Annotated in this window: 1 protein-coding gene; it reads left to right on the top strand. The window is 67.3% G+C overall.

Translation table 11 applies throughout. The annotated features are described in order from the left end of the window. The coding region (locus tag AC3A6R_RS27100) for a transposase (protein WP_487866177.1) at nt 1-932 on the top strand (932 nt) is incomplete at both ends.

Here is a 932-nt window from a genome sequence, read left to right as displayed (position 1 = left end):
GAGCTGGTAGGTCAGGAAGCACTGGTTCGGGTGGTGGACGCCTGGGTGCAGGCGCTGGACCTGAAGGCGCTGGGCTTTGCCAAGGCGCAGGCGCAGCGTCTGGGAACACCGCCCTACGACCCGGGCGATCTCTTGCGGCTGTACCTCTGGGGGTACCTGAGCGCGATCCGTTCCTCGCGGGCACTGGAGCGCGAGTGCCATCGCAATGTGGAGTGCATGTGGCTGCTGGGGCGCCTGGCCCCGGATCACAAGACCATCGCCGAGTTCAGGCGCCAGAACTCGACGGCCCTGGTGGCCAGCTGTGCAGCCTTCGTGCAGTTCGCGCGGGCCAGCCGGCTGATTCAAGGATCCACCGTGGCCATCGATGGCTCGAAGGTGCAGGCGGTGGCCTCGCGCAAGGCGGTGGTGGGCCAGTGTGAGTTGGCCGCCCAGGCGCAGCGCAACGCGCAGGAGATCGCGGCTTATCTGCGGTTGCTGGACAGGCGGGACAGAGAGGATGACCAGGGCAGCGATGGCGCCGAAGGGGGCACTGGCAAACCAGATGAAGTACGCGCCGCCCTGGAGCGCCTGAAGGCCGAGGGCCGTGCCATTGCCAACCAGGCCCAGCAACTCATGCGCAGCGGTGCCAGCACCATTGTCAACGGCGAGCCCGAGGCACGCCCGATGCGCAGTCTTGACAGCCGTCCGGGCTACAACCTGCAGACAGCGGTGGAGACGCAAAGCCACGTGATCGTGGCGCATGAGGTGGTCTGCGAGGTGAACGATCAGCGCCAGCTACAGCCCATGGCCGAGGCGGCCAGCCGGGTGCTGCAGCAGCCGTGCACGGTGGTGGCAGACGCGGGCTACGCCAATGGGGAGCACATTGCAGCGCTGGACGCCCAGGGCATCACCAGCTACGTGGCGCCCAACCGTGCCGTGAACAACAAAGGCGA

Source organism: Variovorax sp. Soil_C_19 (assembly GCF_057657255.1).
Note: the sequence above shows the minus strand (reverse complement) of the source record. Positions and strands in the feature narration are given on the sequence as shown.